Origin of the sequence: Aequorivita capsosiphonis DSM 23843, assembly GCF_000429125.1 — a bacterium.
GTDB classification, from domain to species: domain Bacteria; phylum Bacteroidota; class Bacteroidia; order Flavobacteriales; family Flavobacteriaceae; genus Aequorivita; species Aequorivita capsosiphonis.
This window is the reverse complement of the sequence record NZ_AUBG01000017.1, coordinates 60,370-76,157: the sequence shown is the minus strand read 5'-3', so window position 1 is coordinate 76,157 and position 15,788 is coordinate 60,370. Positions and strand designations below refer to the sequence as shown.

Genomic DNA, 15,788 nt, shown 5'->3' with positions numbered 1-15,788 from the left:
AAATTTAATTCTAAACAAATGGTTAGATGAGTCCGTTGTATTTTCTGATAAACCATTCCGCAGCAAGGGCAAGAACGATAAGTGCTAGCAGATATTTCCAATCTACAAAAGGCACTACTTTTTGTTCGCTGCGTTCCATGTTTTGGAAGTTCGTATTTGCTATCAACGCTTGAATTAAAGCATCAGATTCCGAAGTAAAGTATGCTTTTCCATTCGTGTTTTCCGCAACACGTTTCAATTTTGAAACATCGGCATTTAAGAACTGTTGCTCGACATTAAAATCGAGAATTGTGAAATTTCCGCCGCTGGAAACGCCTTCATCTTCTACCGAAACCGTATAGCTATATTCTCCCGCCGGCAAGCTGTTAAGATCAACTTCGAAATAATTATTTCGCAAGAGCATAGGGAAAATAGTTTGCTTTTCATTCTCTTGGTTTTTAACGCTAATGTTCAAGGAAGCTCGATTATCAAACACATAGTTTTTATCGAAATACTGTGCCGAAACTTTAATTGAACTGTTATTGTAATAAAAGGTTTCTGAAGCGACCTCCAATCTGCTTCGGCGTTTGTTTGAAGCTAAATATTGGACGATATTGCCTATAAAATCATCAAAACTCTGAAAGCTATTGGTTTCAACAAAACTATGGGCACGCCAACGCCAAAAACCTTCTCCATCCCATATAGCATCGCGCTTGCCATTTATTTCCATAGTAGCAAACAACGGATTTCCAGTAGCGATACCGTTTACTGTTTGTTCCAACATAACCTCATTTGGAACATTAACTGTTAGCGTTCCAAAACTTGTGTGTAGGGGTGGGAAATTTTCAAAACCAATATCCGCTACCGCAAAAGTGCCGTAATTAGTATTGAGTTTTGCCTGAATCTCATCACTTTGGTTGCTCGATTTCTTTTTGAAATTACTTTGTGCGGCATTTAAGAAATACCAATCTGTCTGCAGCCCTGAGATTATCCAGGAGTTTTTCTTTAGTTTATCCATTTCAGAAAAAACAGAAGCGAAATTTCGGTCTGGCTGATAAATTATTACAAGTTGATAATCATTGAGAATTCTAATGGCTTCCAATGGTTTTTTAAAAGTAACGGTACGCTGCTCGTTAGTACTTATTGCCTTTTTTAAAGCTCCCAAATCTGGATGGGACATTTTGCTAATCACCAAAACATTGGTGGCTTGATCTATAACTTCAACAGCAAATTGCTTGCTATTGTTGGTCTTATTTTTTTCATCTGCAAGCGGAAGTATCTGTGCGGTATATTTTTGAAGGCCAACACTATTTGCAGAAAGTGTAAAATTAAGCGTTTTTGATGTTTCATTTCCTGAAAAGGATACCGACTCACGATACACCGTTGAAGAACCTTGAGTAACTACAAATTCAGAATTAACGGAAATGTTGCCGCTGTAAGTTAAAATAACCTCAACAGGAAATTTGTTTTTTAAAAAGGCGTAGCGATTGGTGTTTAGTTGCTCAATTTTTAAATCGGTGTATTTTATGGAATCCCCCATAATTACCGGAAAAATTGGATTTTTAAAATTAGTTGACGAAAATTCGTAATCGTTACCAAGGGTTTGATTTCCGTCCGTTATTAAAAGTGTAGGCGCGGTTTGATTATTGAAAATTTCGTTTGTTGAAGCTAATGCCTTGGAAATATTGGTGTTTTTTTCATCAAATGAAAGTGAATCATTTTCACGGAAATCACTTCCGAAGGAAAAATAAGAAATATCGAATTTATCGTTAAGCTTTTTATTTTCTTTTAATTTCTGAAGTAATTCTGAAACATTTTCCATTTGTTCCAACTCCCCAATTGATGCCGAATTATCAAGCAAAACAGGTAGCTTCGGCTTTTCAATAGTATACGTTTCGCTTTTGAATTTGGGATTGATTATTAAAAGCAGAATAGAAAAAAGTGTGACAAAACGAAGCACCCCAAAAATCCAGCGTAAAGATCTTTTTTGTTTTGAACGATACCCATACATAAAAAGCGCCAGAGCAATAGCTATTACTCCGGCGATGATTATGTAAAGTATAGTTTCTATGGACACTAAAGAGGGTTTCAGGTTTAAGAGTTTAAAAGTTTAGAAGTCGATGAGTTTAGAGTTCTAACCAAGAATCAATTGCTTATACACTTTGGTTACAGAAGCTTTTTATTTTTTTTAATTCTGAAGTTAGATCGCTCCAGGGTTCTGCATTCATATACAATTTTTTAGTGACTATACCATTTGTTCCATTATATTTTAAAATCAAATTATGAGAATTAAAAAATAAATTTGAATAATATCGTATTTCAGTAAGTTGTGATTCTAAAATCCTAATTTCTTCTTTTTGAGTTAAAATTGAGTAAATTTCAAATATTAAAAAACCTTCGTTTTTCTTAATTTTGATCAATAATTTTGTGCTATTCGCAATTCCGATAAGTAAAATAAAAGCAAACATTCCAATTTGAATGATGTCAGAATCTACAAAAAAGTAAATTCCAATCAACCATAAAACTCCGATTGAAAATTGAATTAGTTTCTGTATTTTATATTTTTTAATCAATTCTATTATTTTTCTACCTTACTGCCAATTAATACTCCCGATAGCTATCGGGACTGAACACTTTTTAAGTAAGCATTCCGCCGTCAACGTTTAATACTTGCCCCGTAACATAAGCCGAAAGGTCGCTAGCTAAGAAAACACAGGCGTTTGCAACATCTTTAGTAGTTCCACCACGTTTTAATGGAATCATCTCACTCCAAGCTTTAATAGCATCTTCACCCAGTTTCTCGGTCATTTCAGTTTCTATAAAACCTGGAGCGATGGCATTACAGCGAATGTTACGTGAACCTAGCTCTATTGCAACAGACTTTGTGAACCCAATCACGCCAGCTTTTGAAGCCGCATAGTTGGTTTGCCCAGCGTTTCCTTTAACTCCCACAACGGAGCTCATGTTGATTATTGAACCTTTACGTTGCTTTAGCATGGTGCGCTGCACGGCTTTGGTCATATTAAAAACCGATTTCAGGTTTACTTCTATTACTTTATCAAAATCTTCTTCTGAAATACGCATCAAAAGATTGTCGCGGGTTATTCCGGCATTGTTTATCAGAATGTCAATGCTTCCGAATTCTTTTAAAACATCTTCAGCCAATTTCTGTGATTCTTCATAAGAAGCTGCATCACTTTGATAAGCTTTTGCTTTTACACCCGTTTTTGAAACTTCATCTGCCAAAGCATTTGCAGCTTCTGCCGATGAGCTATACGTAAACGCTACGTTAGCGCCATGTTGGGCGAATACTTCTACTATTCCTTTTCCTATTCCACGGCTTCCGCCAGTAATAATTGCTGTTTTTCCTTCCAGTAATTTCATAATTCGGTCAGTTTTTGTTTGGTCTTATGTTTCTACAAGATTTCTAAAACCTTGCAGGATAACCGCTAGTGGCGGGTTTCAAATATAATAAAAGCTTGTGGGTTCGCCATAAAAAAAGGCCTGCGAGTTTCGCGGGCCTTAAAGAAAAGATCTGCAAGGCATTCCCCGCTCTTTCGCGGGGTTGCTTGTAGGTCTATAATATAGTTTAGCCTAATACTTCTTTAACTTTCTTTCCAATTTCTGCTGGAGACTCAACAACGTGAATTCCACACTCGCGCATTACTTTTTTCTTGGCTTGAGCAGTGTCTTCACTACCGCCAACAATTGCACCAGCGTGACCCATTGTACGTCCTGCAGGAGCAGTTTCACCAGCAATAAAACCAATTACCGGTTTTTTAATACCGCTTTCTTTGTACCATTTGGCAGCGTCTATTTCGAGTTGGCCACCAATTTCACCAATCATTACTACAGCTTCACTCTCTGGATCCATAATTAACATTTCCAAAGCTTCCTTTGTTGTGGTTCCAATAATTGGATCTCCACCAATACCAATGGCAGTAGTAATACCCAAACCTTGTTTTACAACTTGGTCTGCTGCTTCATATGTAAGTGTTCCCGATTTTGAAACGATACCTACTTTTCCTTTTTTGAAAACAAAACCTGGCATAATACCTACTTTTGCTTCCCCTGGAGTAATAACACCTGGACAGTTAGGCCCAATCAAGCGACAGTCTTTGTCTTTTATATAATTTGAAGCCGTGATCATATCCTTTACAGGAATTCCTTCGGTTATGGTAATAATTACTTTTATTCCAGCATCAGCAGCTTCCATAATTGCATCTGCAGCAAACGCTGGTGGAACGAAAATAATAGTTGTATCTGCTCCAGCTTCCTTTACGGCTTCCTCAACCGTATTGAAAACAGGTCTGTCAAGATGTTTTTGACCACCTTTTCCTGGAGTTACGCCACCAACAACGTTAGTGCCGTACTCAATCATTTGTTCGGCGTGAAAACTACCTTCACTTCCTGTAAATCCTTGAACTATTATTTTTGAATTTTTATTTACTAAAACGCTCATTTGTAAGTATTTTCTATTGATTATTTATTGCTACTTTTTAAGTAAAATGTTATCGGTATTTTTGAGAATTGCCGCAAAGATACAGCTTTTGTTGAAGCTAATAAAGAATATTAGACCCTAACCTTATGATAACTTTCTGTGGTGTCATCTTTGTCATTAACCGGCTGACTTATTTGATACCCGCGATATATTTTGTCATCTTTCACTTCAAAAATCGCGATAAAATGGGCTATCCCAAGTTCTTCGTCAGGATTTTCCATAGTGCGTATATAATATTTGTAACGAATGGTAACATGAGGTCCGTCTGACAATAAATGACTAACTTCTACTCTTAGATCATCATAAGACCTTCGAATTTCTCCGAAAAAATGAACGATATCATTATAGTGCTTGATGGAAAGTCCATTAGGGCTATTCCAGATAAGAACTAAATCGGGATGAAAAAATCTTTCCAACACCGTTTCATCTCCAAGAATATCAGATCGATAAAAGTCTCGTACTACTTCTTTTGCTTTTTTACTCATGATAATTTATCCAATTTTTCTATAATGTCTGGAATTAGTCTAATAGAGGCCAATTCCTTGTATTTTTTTCTAAATTCATCTGCAGGTGTACCAAAATATGCTTTATTACCTGGAAGGGATTTACTTACGCCACTTTGTGCTGAAATAACCGCTTTTTCCCCAATGGTAATGCCGCTGGTAACACCTACTTGCCCCCAAATGGTGACAAAATCCTCAATCAAGACACAACCCGCAATCCCAACTTGAGAAGCAATCAAACAACGCTTCCCAATAACGGTATCGTGGCCCACATGTACCTGATTATCTAGCTTGGTACCTTCCCCTATCGTGGTAGAAGAAGTAACTCCTTTATCTATAGTGCAAAGAGCGCCAAGATCTACATTATCTTTAATAACAACATTGCCTCCGCTAAACAGCTTATCAAATTTTTCTGGACGGTTTTTATAATAGAAAGCATCACTTCCCAAAACGGTACCGGCATGAATTATCACATTGTTGCCGATAACAGTATCATCGTAAATACTGACGTTTGAATGAATTAAACAGTTGCGACCAATTTTTACATTATTTCCCACAAATACATTTGGTTGGAGAATGGTTCCCTCACCAATTTCCGCAGTTTCTGAAACAGCGTTATGCGATCTTTCAAATGGATTAAAGTGTTGTGTGAGTTTATTGAAATCTCGAAAGGGATCTTCTGAAATTAACAAGGCCTTCCCAACAGGACATTCCACTTTTTTATTGATAAGAATAACAGTAGCTTGAGACTGCAATGCTTTATCATAATATTTTGGATGGTCAACAAACACAATGTCTCCCGGTTGCACCACATGAATTTCGTTCATTCCAAAAACGGGGAAATTAGCTTCGCCCACATAATCAGAACCGATTGTGATAGCAATACTTTCAAGGGTTTGGGGAATTGGAAATTTCATTTAGTGAGTTGTTGGGTTACTAGGTTATTAGGTTGCTGTTTACTGGAGCTGAAAACTGCAACTTTTTTAATCTTTCATCCTTTCCTGATACTGTCCTTTTTCGGTATCAATTCTAATCTTATCTCCCTCGTTTATAAAAAGAGGGACATTAATTTCGGCACCTGTTTCAACAATTGCAGGTTTTGTCGCGTTTGTGGCGGTATTTCCTTTTAATCCAGGTTCGGTTGAAGTTACTTCCAAAATAACATGGGCCGGCATATCAACAGAAAGCGGTGCACCGTCTTCTGTGTTTATTAGCACAGTAACTGTTTCCCCCTCCTTCATTAATTCGGGAGTGTCCAATATACCTTTCATCAATTGTATTTGAGAATAGTCTTCGGTATTCATAAAGTGATACATATCGCCATCACTATACAAATACTGGAATTTATGGGTTTCTACACGTACATCTTCAATTTTATGTCCTGCTGAAAAAGTATTGTCTATGGTTTTTCCAGTGGTAACACTTTTCATTTTAGTACGAACAAAAGCAGGTCCTTTTCCTGGTTTTACGTGAAGAAATTCAATTACTTTATAAATGTCATTACTATAGCGGATGCAAAGTCCTTTTCTTATATCTGATGAAGTGGCCATTCTTTAGGGTTTGGGATTTGTACTTTATTGTTTGTTTGTAGTGATTTAATTTGAATTAAAATATCCTTTCATAATTCCGCGTTTAGAATTCTTTATAAACTGAAGAATTTCGTCACGCTCCGGAGTAGCTTCCATTTCAGCCTCAATTATTTCCGTTGCTTGGGTAGTATTATAGTTTTTTTGATATAGCAGTCTGTAAATATTCTGGATTTCAGAAATCTTTTGGGATGTAAACCCTCTTCTACGGAGCCCTATGGAATTTATTCCAACATAACTCAAAGGTTCGCGAGCTGCTTTTACAAATGGTGGCACGTCTTTACGAACAAGAGATCCTCCCGTAACAAATGCGTGGTTTCCGATCATACAGAATTGATGGACAGCCGTCATTCCAGCAAGAACAACGTGATCACCTACCGTTATATGACCTGCTAAAGTACTGTTATTACTGAAGATGCAATTATCGCCAACAATACAATCATGGGCTATATGACAATAAGCCATGATCCAACAGTTTTTTCCAATAACTGTTTTTCCACGGTCAATGGTACCTCGATTAATTGTCACGTATTCTCGAATGGTTGTTCCATCGCCAATTTCGGCAGTAGTATCTTCATCCTTAAACTTTAAGTCTTGTGGAACGGCAGAAATTACGGCTCCTGGAAAAATATTACAGTTTTTGCCAATTCTGGCGCCTTCCATTATTGTTACATTGCTTCCAATCCAAGTTCCTTCGCCAATCACCACATTATTGTGAATGGTTGTAAAAGGCTCAATTACTACATTTTTAGCTATTTTAGCGCCCGGATGGACGTATGCAAGTGGTTGGTTCATTTCTCTAATTTATTGTTTTGTATAGCTGAAATATAACCGCATACTAAAATATTTCGCCTTAAATATTTTTTTATACGTACTCGATTCATCTATAAGTTTTTTGTTTTTACCATTTGGGCCATTAATTCGGCCTCAGTTACCAATTTACCATTGGCATAAGCGTTTCCTTGCATATGAACAATTCCACGACGAATTGGCGACATTAATGCCAATTTAAAAATTAGTGTATCCCCTGGATTTACCTGTTGCTTAAACTTCACATTGTTTATTTTCATAAAAAATGTAAGGTAATTTTCAGGATCAGGTACTGTGCTCAGCGCCAATATACCTCCAGTCTGTGCCATTGCCTCCACTATTAAAACACCAGGCATTACTGGTGCTCCGGGAAAATGCCCCACAAAGAACGGTTCGTTCATTGTCACATTTTTAAGTCCAATTACGCTCGTGTCTGTCAGTTCCATAATTTTATCTACCAACAAGAACGGAGGCCTATGCGGAAGCATGGCCATAATTTCGTTCACATCCTTTACAGGTGTTTTATTGATGTCGAATTTAGGAATATTATTTCGACTTTCTATTTTAATGATTTTTGAAAGCTTTTTAGCAAATTGTGTGTTCACGTAATGCCCGGGTTTGTTGGCAATCACTTTTCCACGAATTCGCGTGCCCACCAAAGCCAAATCGCCTATAACATCAAGTAGTTTGTGTCTAGCAGCTTCATTTGGATAATGAAGGGTAAGGTTATCTAAAATTCCATTTGGTTTAACGGAAATAGAATCTTTTCCGAAGGCAGTACGAAGTTTGTCCATCGTGCTTGGCGAAAGCTCCTTATCAACGTAAACGATTGCGTTGTTTAAGTCGCCTCCTTTTATCAAACCATGCTCCAGTAACATTTCAATTTCATGAAGAAAGCTGAAAGTTCTCGCATTTGCAATTTCATCTTTAAAATCAGATATGTGCTTGAGAGAAGCATTTTGCGTACCCAAAACCTTTGTCCCAAAATCAACCATGGCTGTAACCTGGTACTCATCTGCTGGCATCACGATTATTTCGCTTCCAGTTTCCTCGTCCAGAAAAGAAATAACTTCCGTTACCACATATTCTTTTCTTTCAGCATTTTGCTCTACGATTCCCGCTTTCTCAACGGCCTCTATGAAGAATTTAGCAGAACCATCCATAATAGGAGGCTCTGAAGCATCGAGCTCCATAATACAATTGTCCACTTCTAGACCTACCAAGGCAGCAAGAACGTGTTCAGAGGTCTGAATCTTAACCCCGTGTTTTTCAAGATTGGTACCTCGTTGTGTATTTACAACAAGATTGGCATCAGCACCAATCTCTGGGCGGCCTTCCAAATCTATTCTAACAAAAGAGTAACCATGATTCTCGGGTGCAGGTTTAAATGTTATCGTAACCTGCTTGCCGGTATGTAAGCCGACTCCGGTAAGTGAAATTTCCTTACCAATGGTGCGCTGTTTTACCACACTTTCATTCATTATTTTGCTTTTTTTCAACTGTATTAATTCTGTCCATTATTTTGGGCAGGTTTTTAAAATGTACATAACTTTTATTAAAATCGCTATAACTTAATGCTGGAGAGCCTTGAAGCGTCTCGTTGTCTTTAACGCTTCTTCCAATACCGCTTTGGGCCTGAATTTTTACATTATCTCCTATTACAATATGTCCCGCAATACCAACTTGGCCTCCAATCATGCAGTTTTTCCCAATCTTAGTAGATCCAGCAACTCCTGTTTGGGCGGCGATTACGGTATTTTCACCAATGATAACATTATGCGCAATCTGAATTTGATTGTCCAGCTTTGCACCTTTTTTAATAACTGTAGAGCCTAAAGTAGCACGATCAATGGTAGTTCCTGGACCAATATCTACATTATCTTCTATAATTACATTTCCCGTTTGTGGCACTTTGTGATACTCCCCCTTCTCATTTGGCATGAAACCAAATCCGTCAGCACCAATCACTACGCCACTATTTATAACGCAAGAATCGCCAACTATAGTTTCAGAATACAACTTTGCTCCTGTAAACAAAATTGTATTATCGCCAATAGTAACATTATCTCCTATATATACATTGGGGTAAATTTTTACGTTATCACCAATTTTTACATTCTCCCCTAAATAAGAAAAAGCACCTAAATACAAGTTTTTACCGTATTTTGCACTTTCTGCAACAAAAACGGGGTTTTCAATCCCCGTCTTATTCATTTTAACCTGATTGTAATATTCCAACAATTGTGAAAAGGCTTTATATGCGTTTTCTACACGAATCAATGTGGTTTTAAGCGCATGTTCCGGAACAAAATCATTGTTTACGATAGCTACAGAGGCTTGTGTTGAATATATATAATGCGTGTATTTTGGATTGGCCAAAAAGGTCAGACTGCCCTTAGTGCCCTCTTCAATTTTCGCAAGTTTCGAAACAGCAATTTCTTCGTCACCATCAACTGTACCGTCTAGAAGTCCTGCAATTTGAGCTGCTGTAAATTTCATTATGCGTATTGGTTTTGTTTAACCGAATTATAAAAATTATCCACCTGCAAAATAACACTTTTAAAATAAACTGAATAGTACTCGTTGATTTTCATTCTTGCAAAAATAGAAAAAAAGGAATTAGTCCTGTCGGCTATTACTATTGTTTTTAGGATAACACATATAGTATTTGACTACGGATATGGAAAGTGCTTCTAAATTTAATTGGTCGCTCGCCTTGGCTACCTCAATAACTTTTCCGTTTTTCTTTAATAAGTTAATCGTGTCCTTGTCCATGCTATACGCCTGATTCTCTAGTTTTCCTGTGAAAACAAAAAAAGATGCCTCCGCTTCCGAAAGTCCAAAAGCTTTCATCACCTTATCTCGCTTTTGTTTTACTTTTTGTTCCGAAAAAGGCTGTGATTTTACTTTTATCTTTAACAAATCTCTATTCAACAGCATCTTCGAGAGGTTTTTAAGCACGAAGTCGTCATTGCTCACCCACGCTTTCATTCCCGAAAGAATATCATAATCATCCAATTTTGAAAAAGTGCTGAGAACCTCATCAGAGAAATCCTTTAAAGATATATGGTTTTTTAGAAAAAACGCTAAATTTTTACTCGCAGGAAGTTCAATGCCTTTGGCAGAAAGTTGTTTTGCTCGTTTTAGGATCCGAACCAAAAGTTGTTCTGCAACAATTCCAGTTTTATGAAGATAAACTTGCCAATACATCAATCGGCGGGCAACCAAAAAATTTTCTACTGAATAAATGCCCTTCTCCTCTACCACCAAATAATTGTCTTTCACGTTCAACATGGCTATCAATCGCTGCGCATTAACCGTTCCCTCAGGGACACCTGTGTAAAAACTGTCTCGCTTTAAATAATCCAGGCGGTCCATGTCCAACTGGCCAGAAACTAATTGATGCAGGAACTTACGCGGATATTCGTCCTTGAATATTTGAATGGCAAGCGTTAACCCGTTGTTAAACTTTTGGTTTAAATTTTCCATAAAAAGCAGGGAAATCTGCTCGTGACTCACGTTTTCAACGATACTATTTTCCATAGCGTGCGAAAAAGGGCCGTGACCAATGTCGTGTAAAAGAATAGCAATATAAAGCGCCTCCTCCTCATTTTTAGAAAACGCAACTCCTTTTGAATTAAGCACTTGCACTGCTTTTTGCATTAAAAACATGGCGCCTAATGCATGATGAAAACGCGTGTGGTGCGCGCCCGGATATACTATATATGAAAATCCCATTTGAGAAATTCTGCGCAATCTTTGAAAATATTTATGCTCCATTAAATCAAAAACCAGTTTACTGGGAATGGTAATAAAACCATAGATAGGGTCGTTTAAGATTTTAAGCTTTGGAAGGGTTTTCAAAATTTAACTTTAAATTAATAACAACTAAAATTGTTTCAGATAATTCGGGGCTATTTTTGGAGGAAATTCTTCAAATACGCGAGAATTATTGATAAAATGAATTTACTCCTTCGCTAAAGCTATGGAGCATAATGGCGCTCCTTCGCTAAAGCTATGGAGCATAATGACAAATATACATATATGAGCGAGATTAAAATACTATGGGTGGATGACGAAATTGATTTACTTAAACCACATATTCTATTCCTTGAAAACAGAAACTATAAAGTGACCACTGCACAAAGTGGAAATGATGCTTTAGAAGAAATTAAAAAAGATACCTTCGATATTGTTTTCTTAGACGAAAACATGCCCGGACTTACCGGATTGGAGACTCTTGCCGAAATAAAAGAACTACAAGCCTCCATTCCCGTAGTTATGATCACCAAGAGTGAAGAGGAATATATTATGGAAGAAGCAATTGGTTCCAAAATTGCCGATTATTTAATAAAGCCCGTAAACCCAAATCAAATTCTACTTAGTCTAAAGAAGAATCTAGATCACAGTAGATTGGTTTCCGAAAAAACCACCTCAAACTACCAACAGGAGTTCAGGAAAATTGCAATGGATCTTTCCATGGTAAACAGTTTTGAAGAATGGAAAGATTTATATCAAAAACTGGTTTATTGGGAATTGGAACTTGAAGGAATTGAAGATTCTGGAATGTTCGAGATTTTGGAATCTCAAAAAACGGAAGCCAACAGCCAGTACTGTAAGTTTATTGATAAAAATTATGCCGATTGGTTTAGTGATCCTAGCGAGGCACCTACCATGAGCCATACCCTGTTCCGCGATAAAATACAGCCCCAATTGGATCAGGGAGTTCCTACATTACTCGTGGTGGTGGACAATTTGAGGCTTGACCAATGGAAAGCTTTTGAACCTACGATTGCCAATGTTTATAAAAAAACACAAGAAGAACTTTTTTGCAGCATTCTTCCCACCGCAACACAATATGCCCGAAACGCCATTTTTTCTGGTCTTATGCCAAGTGAGATGGAAAAAATGCACCCCGATCTTTGGTTAAATGATACCGATGAAGGCGGAAAAAACATGAAGGAAGAGGAGTTTTTAACCGCACAACTGAAACGTTTAGGGTTGAAATTAAATTGGAGTTATCATAAAATCACAAGTTTAAAGCAAGGAAAAAAACTTGTAGAAAACTTTAAAAGTCATAAAGATGAAGATTTAACCGTGGTGGTTTATAATTTTGTGGATATGCTCTCCCATTCCAAAACGGAAATGGAAGTGATCAAGGAGCTAGCCTCAACAGACAAGTCATATCGTTCCCTAACCCAAAGTTGGTTTAAGAATTCTCCGCTATTGGAAATTATCCAACAGGCAGCGCGTTTAGGCTTTAAATTAATTATAACAACAGATCACGGAACCATAAATGTGAAAAACCCTTCAAAGGTAATTGGCGACAAAAACACCAGCTTAAATCTTCGATACAAAACAGGGAAAAGTCTTACGTATGAAGATAAAGAAGTGCTTGCAGCAAAAGACCCAAAATCCATTTGTTTGCCTACAATAAACATGAGCAGCTCCTTTATTTTTGCTAAAGGTGATTATTTCTTCGCCTATCCAAACAACTATAATCATTATGTGAGCTATTTCCGAAATACCTATCAACACGGAGGTGTTTCATTAGAAGAGATGTTAATTCCTTTTTCGGTATTTACCCCAAGATAAAAAGAAGTTTTTTAGTAGCAAATTCAATTTTACAGCATTGGATTTACAAATTTAAATTCTTTATATTCGTTCTCTTTTATTAAAATGGAACTTACATACACGCAAGATCAAATCACTGAAGTGGCCGAACAAATCATAAATTCTTCGACTTCAAAAATATTTCTTTTTTATGGTGAAATGGGCGTTGGTAAAACGACGCTCATTAAGGAAATCGTAAAACAACTTGGAGTTACCGAAACTTCAGGAAGTCCTTCATTTTCAATTGTCAATGAATACGAAGGAACAGATGGCACTATTTATCATTTTGATTTTTACAGAATAAACGATATTGAGGAAGCATACGATATAGGTGTGGAAGATTATTTTTATAGCGATAACTATGTCTTTATAGAATGGCCAGAAAAAATTAAGGATTTACTGCCCGAGTATGCTATTGCATTAAATATTCAAAAAAACAAAAATGGCAGTAGAACATTAAGCACTAATAGTGTTTAATAAGGTTTTATTAGATGATTAGAAGATCTGTTATAATTTCCATATTCTCCAAGTTCTAACAATTAATTATTATCTTGCTCTCTAATTATTTAAACTAAATTCGTGCACATTTGCAAAAAATATAAAACCAATTTAAAAACTAAACTAAAAAAAACCAGAAGTAAAACCCAACTCAAATTTGTCGCTCAAATAAAAAATTTCATAACAGCGTTTCCAGTAAGTGTTAATAAAAATAACACAATCTTTAGATCTTTGATGTATTTCAAAGGATTTAGAGGTAGTTTAACCTGTAAATATAACATAAACATAATTAGCCAGTTTAAATTTTTTCATGGTAGGTTTGCTCTATATTAATCTCACAAAAACTCCTCAATTATGAAAAATCTTAAAGTTATTATTGTAGCCGCAATATTTGCGATGGGTCTTTTTGCTTCTTGCACCCCAGAAAGTATTCAAGATGAACAAGCACCCCAACAAATCGATCCGTGGACCGTTAAAGTTCCGCCAGCCGGATAAAAAAAGCCTTATTCAAGGAGGAGTCATTGTATTAATAGTTGCGTTGACTCCTTTTTTATATTATTCTTATGAGAGTTTTCCAGCCGATTCCCCGGTCTGGGAAACTCCCTTTTTTACATTGACTACCCATTATCCATCTTTTTATCACTTTGCTTGGTTCTTATCAAGTAAAGTCATTCCTATTATATTATTGATGCTTTGGTTCTTTACCTGTAAGCATTGGTGGCATTGGATTATTTTATTGCCTTTGTCCATGTATGCATTTCAATTAATCAATATTTTAAAACAAACCAGAAATGTTGATGAAGTAGAAATAATTTACGTTATCCCAATTATGATGGTTTTAATTCCCTTCGTTTACTTAATAAGAGCGAAGCTTTTTAGTAGAATGCGTCAAGAAGATCTCCAATCTTTTGAGGAGGATCTTCTGCAGAAAAAAACCATCTGGCAACAAATAAAGGAGCTCTTCCGTTGATTTTCAATACTTCAGAATCGAAAATTATTCCGTAAATTGAGGCCTCCAAGTTCGAAATATGTTATCACCAAAATCCCCGTTTACTAGAGCACAGTTGCTCCCACAAGAAGAAACCTTAGAAATCACTCGACAAAGGGGTGAGCTTTATATTGGCATTCCCAAAGAAGCCTATTTTCAGGAAAAAAGAATCTGCCTCACTCCTGATGCAGTAAACGCAGTTGTAAGCAACGGACATAGGGTTTTGATTGAAAAAGGTGCGGGCAATGAAGCTGGGTTCTCAGATAGAGATTACTCAGAAGCAGGAGCGCAACTCACAGAAGACACCAAAAAAGTATTTGGTTGCCCCATGGTTCTAAAAGTAGAACCACCTACCCTGGAAGAGCTGGCGCTAATGAAACCAAAAACAGTACTGATTTCCGCGCTTCAGCTTAAAACCAGAAAAAAATCATATTTCGACGTACTTGCAAAAAAGAAAATAACTGCCCTCGCTTTTGAATTTATCAAAGACGAAGACCATAGCTATCCAGCTGTAAAGGCGTTAAGCGAAATTGCCGGGACTGCCTCTGTACTAATTGCTGCAGAGCTCATGGTAAATGCCAAAAAGGGAAATGGGCTGCTATTTGGTAATATAAGTGGCGTCCCTCCTATTGAAGTTGTTGTCATTGGAGCTGGAACCGTTGGTGAATTTGCTGTGAGATCCGCTTTGGGCCTAGGAGCCAACGTAAAAGTTTTTGATAGTTCGATCACAAAACTCAGAACCATTCAAACCAATGTGGGGCGTATTCTTTATACATCAACCATTCAACCAAAAAACCTAATGAAGGCCTTACTGCGTTGCGATGTTGCTATTGGCGCAGTACGAGGCCATAACAGAGCCCCCATTATCGTTACTGAAGAGATGGTAAGGAACATGAAGAAAGGAGCTGTTGTAATTGATGTTTGCGTAGACATGGGCGGCTGTTTTGAAACCACCGAAATGACCAGCCATGACCAACCCACCGTAATTAAGCATGAAGTGATTCATTATGGCGTTCCCAATATACCTGCTCGCTACCCTAAAACTGCCTCAATTTCTATTAGTAATATCTTCACACCCTACATCTTAGAAATTGCAGAAAACGGTGGCCTCGAAAATGCTATCCGTTTTGACAATGGTTTGAGAAATGGTTTGTATTTTTACCGCGGAATTCTAACAAATAAAGCAGTAGCGGATTGGTTTGATATTCCCTATAGCGATATAAATTTATTGTTCTTTTGATAGTATTTCAGAATTTCAGAAGTAATTAATATCAGATATCCCGATTTAACAAAGCCTGAATAAACGCATC

16 protein-coding genes are annotated in these 15,788 nt (G+C 36.9%); 5 read left to right on the top strand and 11 right to left on the bottom strand.

Annotation, left to right across the window (positions count from 1 at the left end; translation table 11 throughout):
- Positions 1–22: 22 nt before the first annotated feature.
- The 11 genes from G440_RS0114935 to G440_RS0114880 all read right to left on the bottom strand — a co-directional run bounded on the left by G440_RS0114935 (position 23) and on the right by G440_RS0114880 (position 11,243).
- Positions 23–2,056 (bottom strand): hypothetical protein, encoded by a 2,034-nt coding sequence (locus G440_RS0114935; RefSeq protein ID WP_026452054.1) that lies wholly within the window; start codon positions 2,054–2,056, stop codon positions 23–25.
- A 76-nt stretch (positions 2,057–2,132) separates the two neighbouring features.
- On the bottom strand, positions 2,133–2,552 hold the full coding sequence (locus tag G440_RS0114930; RefSeq protein ID WP_157418012.1) for a hypothetical protein: 420 nt from the start codon (positions 2,550–2,552) through the stop codon (positions 2,133–2,135).
- A 64-nt stretch (positions 2,553–2,616) separates the two neighbouring features.
- Complete coding sequence (fabG, locus tag G440_RS0114925) at positions 2,617–3,363, bottom strand: 3-oxoacyl-[acyl-carrier-protein] reductase (RefSeq protein WP_026452052.1); 747 nt, start codon at positions 3,361–3,363, stop codon at positions 2,617–2,619.
- A gap of 205 nt (positions 3,364–3,568) precedes the next feature.
- Complete coding sequence (sucD, locus tag G440_RS0114920; RefSeq protein ID WP_026452051.1) at positions 3,569–4,441, bottom strand: succinate--CoA ligase subunit alpha; 873 nt, start codon at positions 4,439–4,441, stop codon at positions 3,569–3,571.
- Between the two features lie 110 nt (positions 4,442–4,551).
- Entirely contained in the window at positions 4,552–4,965 is a 414-nt protein-coding gene (locus tag G440_RS0114915; RefSeq protein WP_026452050.1) for a nuclear transport factor 2 family protein, read from the bottom strand.
- Positions 4,962–5,900, bottom strand: coding sequence for a UDP-3-O-(3-hydroxymyristoyl)glucosamine N-acyltransferase (locus G440_RS0114910; protein WP_026452049.1), 939 nt, complete (start codon positions 5,898–5,900; stop codon positions 4,962–4,964). Before G440_RS0114910 ends, G440_RS0114915 begins: the two co-directional genes overlap by 4 nt.
- 66 nt (positions 5,901–5,966) lie before the next feature.
- Positions 5,967–6,533: an elongation factor P gene (gene efp / locus G440_RS0114905; RefSeq protein WP_026452048.1), complete on the bottom strand. Its 567-nt coding sequence runs from the start codon at positions 6,531–6,533 to the stop codon at positions 5,967–5,969.
- 45 nt (positions 6,534–6,578) lie between these two features.
- Positions 6,579–7,364, bottom strand: a complete 786-nt coding sequence (gene lpxA / locus G440_RS0114900) for an acyl-ACP--UDP-N-acetylglucosamine O-acyltransferase (protein WP_026452047.1) — start codon at positions 7,362–7,364, stop codon at positions 6,579–6,581.
- 89 nt (positions 7,365–7,453) lie between these two features.
- The gene (locus tag G440_RS0114895; protein ID WP_026452046.1) at positions 7,454–8,860 is read right to left on the bottom strand and encodes a bifunctional UDP-3-O-[3-hydroxymyristoyl] N-acetylglucosamine deacetylase/3-hydroxyacyl-ACP dehydratase; all 1,407 of its coding nucleotides are present in this window, start codon (positions 8,858–8,860) and stop codon (positions 7,454–7,456) included.
- Positions 8,853–9,878, bottom strand: coding sequence for a UDP-3-O-(3-hydroxymyristoyl)glucosamine N-acyltransferase (gene lpxD, locus G440_RS0114890; protein ID WP_026452045.1), 1,026 nt, complete (start codon positions 9,876–9,878; stop codon positions 8,853–8,855). The genes G440_RS0114895 and lpxD overlap by 8 nt, the downstream gene beginning before the upstream one ends.
- A 120-nt stretch (positions 9,879–9,998) precedes the next feature.
- Positions 9,999–11,243: an HD domain-containing protein gene (locus G440_RS0114880; RefSeq protein WP_026452044.1), complete on the bottom strand. Its 1,245-nt coding sequence runs from the start codon at positions 11,241–11,243 to the stop codon at positions 9,999–10,001.
- Between the two features lie 180 nt (positions 11,244–11,423).
- Here G440_RS0114880 and porX point away from each other — a divergent pair, with 180 nt between their 5' ends.
- The 5 genes from porX to G440_RS0114860 all read left to right on the top strand — a co-directional run bounded on the left by porX (position 11,424) and on the right by G440_RS0114860 (position 15,718).
- The gene (gene porX / locus G440_RS0114875; RefSeq protein ID WP_026452043.1) at positions 11,424–12,974 is read left to right on the top strand and encodes a T9SS response regulator signal transducer PorX; all 1,551 of its coding nucleotides are present in this window, start codon (positions 11,424–11,426) and stop codon (positions 12,972–12,974) included.
- A gap of 84 nt (positions 12,975–13,058) precedes the next feature.
- Positions 13,059–13,469, top strand: coding sequence for a tRNA (adenosine(37)-N6)-threonylcarbamoyltransferase complex ATPase subunit type 1 TsaE (gene tsaE, locus G440_RS0114870; RefSeq protein WP_026452042.1), 411 nt, complete (start codon positions 13,059–13,061; stop codon positions 13,467–13,469).
- A 375-nt stretch (positions 13,470–13,844) separates the two neighbouring features.
- A complete protein-coding gene (locus G440_RS21260) occupies positions 13,845–13,985 on the top strand; it encodes a hypothetical protein (protein WP_157418010.1) in 141 nt (46 codons plus the stop codon).
- Complete coding sequence (locus G440_RS21360) at positions 13,927–14,460, top strand: hypothetical protein (RefSeq protein ID WP_026452041.1); 534 nt, start codon at positions 13,927–13,929, stop codon at positions 14,458–14,460. The genes G440_RS21260 and G440_RS21360 overlap by 59 nt, the downstream gene beginning before the upstream one ends.
- Before the next feature lie 58 nt (positions 14,461–14,518).
- On the top strand, positions 14,519–15,718 hold the full coding sequence (locus G440_RS0114860) for an alanine dehydrogenase (protein WP_026452040.1): 1,200 nt from the start codon (positions 14,519–14,521) through the stop codon (positions 15,716–15,718).
- Positions 15,719–15,788: the final 70 nt, after the last annotated feature.

What these genes read in the sequence shown, in the direction of transcription:
- fabG (WP_026452052.1), bottom strand. Translation starts at nt 3,363, where the DNA reads ATGAAATTACTGGAAGGAAAAACAGCAATTATTACTGGCGGAAGCCGT.
- sucD (WP_026452051.1), bottom strand. Translation starts at nt 4,441, where the DNA reads ATGAGCGTTTTAGTAAATAAAAATTCAAAAATAATAGTTCAAGGATTT.
- G440_RS0114915 (WP_026452050.1), bottom strand. Translation starts at nt 4,965, where the DNA reads ATGAGTAAAAAAGCAAAAGAAGTAGTACGAGACTTTTATCGATCTGAT.
- G440_RS0114910 (WP_026452049.1), bottom strand. Translation starts at nt 5,900, where the DNA reads ATGAAATTTCCAATTCCCCAAACCCTTGAAAGTATTGCTATCACAATC.
- efp (WP_026452048.1), bottom strand. Translation starts at nt 6,533, where the DNA reads ATGGCCACTTCATCAGATATAAGAAAAGGACTTTGCATCCGCTATAGT.
- lpxA (WP_026452047.1), bottom strand. Translation starts at nt 7,364, where the DNA reads ATGAACCAACCACTTGCATACGTCCATCCGGGCGCTAAAATAGCTAAA.
- G440_RS0114895 (WP_026452046.1), bottom strand. Translation starts at nt 8,860, where the DNA reads ATGAATGAAAGTGTGGTAAAACAGCGCACCATTGGTAAGGAAATTTCA.
- lpxD (WP_026452045.1), bottom strand. Translation starts at nt 9,878, where the DNA reads ATGAAATTTACAGCAGCTCAAATTGCAGGACTTCTAGACGGTACAGTT.
- porX (WP_026452043.1), top strand. Translation starts at nt 11,424, where the DNA reads ATGAGCGAGATTAAAATACTATGGGTGGATGACGAAATTGATTTACTT.
- tsaE (WP_026452042.1), top strand. Translation starts at nt 13,059, where the DNA reads ATGGAACTTACATACACGCAAGATCAAATCACTGAAGTGGCCGAACAA.
- G440_RS21260 (WP_157418010.1), top strand. Translation starts at nt 13,845, where the DNA reads ATGAAAAATCTTAAAGTTATTATTGTAGCCGCAATATTTGCGATGGGT.
- G440_RS21360 (WP_026452041.1), top strand. Translation starts at nt 13,927, where the DNA reads ATGAACAAGCACCCCAACAAATCGATCCGTGGACCGTTAAAGTTCCGC.
- G440_RS0114860 (WP_026452040.1), top strand. Translation starts at nt 14,519, where the DNA reads ATGTTATCACCAAAATCCCCGTTTACTAGAGCACAGTTGCTCCCACAA.